This is a genomic window from Corynebacterium sp., assembly GCF_030538285.1.
In the GTDB taxonomy this organism is placed as follows: domain Bacteria; phylum Actinomycetota; class Actinomycetes; order Mycobacteriales; family Mycobacteriaceae; genus Corynebacterium.
The window spans coordinates 1-4,207 of record NZ_JAUNUG010000083.1; the positions used below are offsets into that span (position 1 = coordinate 1).

Sequence of the window (4,207 nt, forward strand, 5' to 3'; positions counted from 1 at the left end):
ATCCTCGACGAGATCCACCACGGCGGCGACGCCAAGAGCTGGGGCGACGGCATCCGGGAGGCCTACTCGGACGCCGAGCATCGTCTCGCGCTGACGGGTACCCCTTTCCGTTCCGACGACTCCGCCATCCCCTTCGTCCGCTATGAGGAGGACGGGGAGGGCCACCTGGTGTCCCGCTCCGACCACACCTACGGCTACGCCGATGCGTTGGCCGACGGTGTCGTGCGCCCCGTCGTCTTCCTCGCCTACTCGGGGGAGGCCCGCTGGCGCACCTCCGCCGGCGAGGAGTACGCCGCCCGCCTCGGTGAGCCACTCAACGCCGAGCAGACGGCGCGGGCCTGGAAGACAGCACTCGACCCCAAGGGCGACTGGATCCCGGCGGTGCTGCAGGCCGCACATACCCGCCTGTTGCAGCTGCGCAAGAACATGCCGGATGCCGGTGGCCTGGTCATTGCCACCGATACCGCGACGGCGCGCGCCTACGCCGCGATCCTGCGGAAATTGTCCTCCACACCGGTCGCGGTCATTCTTTCCGACGAGCCGGGCTCGTCCGCCCGCATCGAGGAATTTTCCGGCAGCACCGACGAGTGGATGGTCGCCGTCCGCATGGTCTCCGAGGGCGTTGACGTCCCGCGCCTGGCCGTCGGCGTCTACGCCACCTCCGCTTCCACGCCTTTGTTCTTCGCGCAGGCCATCGGCCGTTTCGTGCGTTCGCGCATGCCCGGTGAGACCGCCTCGGTGTTCCTGCCGTCTGTGCCCGTTCTCCTCGGCCTGGCGGAGAAGCTGGAAACCTCCCGCGACCACGTCCTGGGCAAACCCGACCGTCCGCAGGAGGGCTGGGACGACGAAGCCCTGGCAGAGGCCAACCGCGAGCGGAACGAGAAGGACGAGGAGAAGGCTTATGAGTCCCTGGGCGCCGACGCCGAACTCGACTCCCTCATCTACGACGGCTCGACCTACGGCACCGCCACCTTCTCCGGTTCCGATGAGGAAGCCGACTACCTCGGTCTGCCCGGACTTCTCGACGCCGAGCAGATGAAGGCCCTGCTGCGCAAACGCCAGGAGGAGCAGCTGGACACCCGCGACGCCGTCGCTGCCGCCAACGAGGCGGCGCGGGAATCGGAAGGCAACAAAGCCGCCGCCGAGCGCGTCGCCAGCGATGAGATCCCGCAGCTGCGTAAAGAACTCAACGCGATTGTCTCCATCACCGCCGGGCGCACCGGCCGCCCGCACGGCGCGATCCACACGGAGGCCCGGAATGCCTGCGGCGGCCCACCGACCGCCCTGTGCACCGCCGAACAGCTCCGCGACCGCATCGCCTACCTGCGCCGCTGGTAAGGGGCGGGGAAGGGTCAGGGAGAACCCTGATTTTGTTCACGCGACCTTAATAACCGGCCCGCGTCGGGGTTAGTGTGGAAGCACACCAACTGAGAAAGGCTTCCAACATGTCCAACCCCTTCGCTAACAACGAGCCGGAGCAGCCGAAAAAGCAGGAGCCGGAGCAGCCCAACTACGACACTTACCAATACCCCTCGGGTGATGAGGGTACGGCGGGGTCGGCGGCGTCGACCAGCAATGACTACGCCGGGTACGGCGGCTACCAGGAACCCGCCTACGGCGCCGCCCCAGGCGGCTCGACGTGGGCGGTCGAAGAAGCGAAGAACGGTGTCGCCCCGTGGGCACTCGGCGTCGGCATCCTGGCACTTATCGGAGGCATCAGCGTCTTCTTCTCCGGCTTCGCTTTCCTCATTGGCCTGATCGGCCTCATCGTGAGCATCGTGGCCATCGTCAAGGCCCGAAAAATCCAAGGGCCAGGGCGCCGCATGGGTATGTCCGTGACGGGCCTTATCCTCTCGATCCTGTCGATCGTGGCGTCCATCCTCTTCTGGATCTTCGCCATCTTCATCCTCACCGACTCGGGCATGATGGAATGCTTCAACCTCAGCGATCCCAACGCCCAGCAGACCTGCATCAACGACGCGCTCGACTCCTGGGGGAACAGCTAGCATGAACGCCCCAGCACCGGCGAAAAAGGCGCGTTTTGTCGCCCCCGACATCGCCCGCGGACTCGCACTGCTAGGCATCGCCCTGGCCAACCTGCCCACCGCCTGGGCCGTCGCGGAAAACGCTGATCTGGCCGGCTACTTCGGCGGCATCTACGGCGAGGCAACGCTTCTCGAACAGTTGGCAGTGGTTTTCCACGCCATGTTCGTGCACGTGCGAGGCCTGCCGATGTTCACCACCCTCCTCGGCTTCGGCATCGGTCTCATCACGATGAGCTTGTGGCGGCGCGGATTCCCGCCCGGCAAGGCGAAGAGAGCGCTGTACAAACGCTACGTCTTCCTCGCCCTCATCGGTCTGGGGCATCTAGTGTTCCTCTTCTTCGGCGACATCATCGTGCAATATTCACTCGTCGCCTTCGTCATCATCGCCATGATCACGTTGCGTGACCGCACCATCATGATCATCGCCTGGGTGCTGCTCGGCCTTAACGTCGTCGTGTTCTCGATAGCGGGTGTGGCCCTGTCGTTCTTCCCTGAGTTCACCGATTTCGCGATGACCCCGGGCAGCTTCATCGAAACCTCCGACAACTATCTCGCATACCTCGGCTTCAACGCAGCCGCCGGCCTAGCCGCCGTGGCCAGCTTCCCGGTGCTGTTCCTCATGCTCGGCCCGCTGATGATGATCGGTTTCGTGTGGGCCCGACGCGGAGTGCTTATCGACGCCCCCGCCCACCGCCGCCTCCTCACCACCTGGGTGGCAGTCGGCGCCGCCGTGGTGTTGTTCATCGGGCTGCCGTGGGGACTCGCTTCGCTCGGAGTACTGCCCTCGACCTGGGAAATGCCCCTCAATGTCGCCAACACCGGCCTGGGGCTGCTCACCGGCCCCGCTGCCCTGGCGCTGGTGGCGCTGCTCTTCCAGGGGACGGTGGACACACTCCAACCCTGGTGGCGGGCTTTCGTCGCCCTCGGCCAGCGATCCATGTCCGGCTACATCCTGCAGTCGCTGCTGTTCCTGGCCCTCACCCAGCCTTTCACCCTGGGGTGGGGCCGCGAGGCGGGCATCCTGCCACAGATGGGCCTCGCCTTAGGCGTGTGGCTGACCACCCTCGTGTGGGCGTACGTGTGGGATCTGCGCGGCTGGCCCGGACCCGTCGAATGGGTCCACCGGCGCCTGAGCTACGGGCGCGAAGGTTTGCCGGCGGTGTACCAGCCGAAAGAACTCACCGGCACGGTTAAGCGGTAGAACGTACCGCGAATGGCCCTCCGCCGATGGCGGCAGGGGCCTTGACGGTACGAAGTTCCGCCCCCGTTCAATTTTGAACGGGGGCGTCGATAAGCAGGACAATTAGTCCAGGTAGTCGCGCAGCACCTGGGAACGCGACGGGTGGCGCAACTTCGACATCGTCTTCGACTCGATCTGACGGATACGCTCACGCGTCACGCCGTAGACCTGGCCGATCTCATCGAGGGTGCGCGGCATGCCGTCTGTCAGCCCGAAGCGCAGGCGGACCACGCCGGCCTCACGCTCCGACAGCGTCTGCAGCACGTCCTGCAGCTGATCCTGCAGGAGGGTGAAGGAGACGGCGTCGACAGCCACGACAGCCTCGGAGTCCTCGATGAAGTCACCCAGCTGGGAGTCACCCTCATCGCCGATGGTCTGGTCCAGGGAGATCGGCTCGCGGGCGTACTGCTGGATCTCGAGGACCTTCTCCTCGGTGATGTCCATCTCCTTCGCCAGCTCCAGCGGGGTGGGCTCGCGGCCCAGGTCCTGCAGCAGCTCACGCTGGATACGGCCCAGCTTGTTGATGACCTCCACCATGTGCACCGGGATACGAATGGTGCGGGCCTGGTCAGCCATGGCGCGGGTGATCGCCTGGCGGATCCACCAGGTGGCGTACGTGGAGAACTTGTATCCCTTGGTGTAGTCGAACTTCTCCACCGCGCGGATCAGACCCAGGTTGCCCTCCTGGATGAGGTCGAGGAACGCCATGCCGCGGCCTGTGTAGCGCTTGGCCAGGGATACCACGAGACGCAGGTTGGCCTCGAGCAGGTGGTTCTTGGCCTTGCGACCGTCACGGGCGATGGCGCGGAGATCGCGCTTAACCGCTGGGGTCAGCTTGGCGTCCTTGTCGCCGCCGGCGAAAGCCTCCTCCATCTGCTCCATGCGGTAGGTGGCGTAGAGGCCGGCCTCGATGCGCTTGGCC

4 protein-coding genes are annotated in these 4,207 nt (G+C 65.7%); 3 read left to right on the forward strand and 1 reads right to left on the reverse strand.

All coding sequences use genetic code 11. From position 1 onward, the window contains the following. The 3 genes from Q4G50_RS14395 to Q4G50_RS14405 all read left to right on the forward strand — a co-directional run. The coding region (locus tag Q4G50_RS14395; RefSeq protein ID WP_303378344.1) for a DEAD/DEAH box helicase at positions 1 to 1,338 on the forward strand (1,338 nt) is incomplete at its 5' end. A gap of 107 nt (positions 1,339 to 1,445) precedes the next feature. Continuing rightward, complete coding sequence (locus Q4G50_RS14400) at positions 1,446 to 2,006, forward strand: DUF4190 domain-containing protein (protein ID WP_303378345.1); 561 nt, start codon at positions 1,446 to 1,448, stop codon at positions 2,004 to 2,006. Position 2,007: 1 nt separating this feature from the next. Next, positions 2,008 to 3,246 (forward strand): DUF418 domain-containing protein, encoded by a 1,239-nt coding sequence (locus Q4G50_RS14405; RefSeq protein WP_303378346.1) that lies wholly within the window; start codon positions 2,008 to 2,010, stop codon positions 3,244 to 3,246. Between the two features lie 102 nt (positions 3,247 to 3,348). Here the strand turns inward: Q4G50_RS14405 and Q4G50_RS14410 are convergent. Further along, the coding region (locus Q4G50_RS14410; RefSeq protein ID WP_303378347.1) for an RNA polymerase sigma factor at positions 3,349 to 4,207 on the reverse strand (859 nt) is incomplete at its 5' end.

Coding starts and splice junctions, on each gene's coding strand:
- Q4G50_RS14400 (WP_303378345.1), top strand. CDS start 1,446: ATGTCCAACCCCTTCGCTAACAACGAGCCGGAGCAGCCGAAAAAGCAG.
- Q4G50_RS14405 (WP_303378346.1), top strand. CDS start 2,008: ATGAACGCCCCAGCACCGGCGAAAAAGGCGCGTTTTGTCGCCCCCGAC.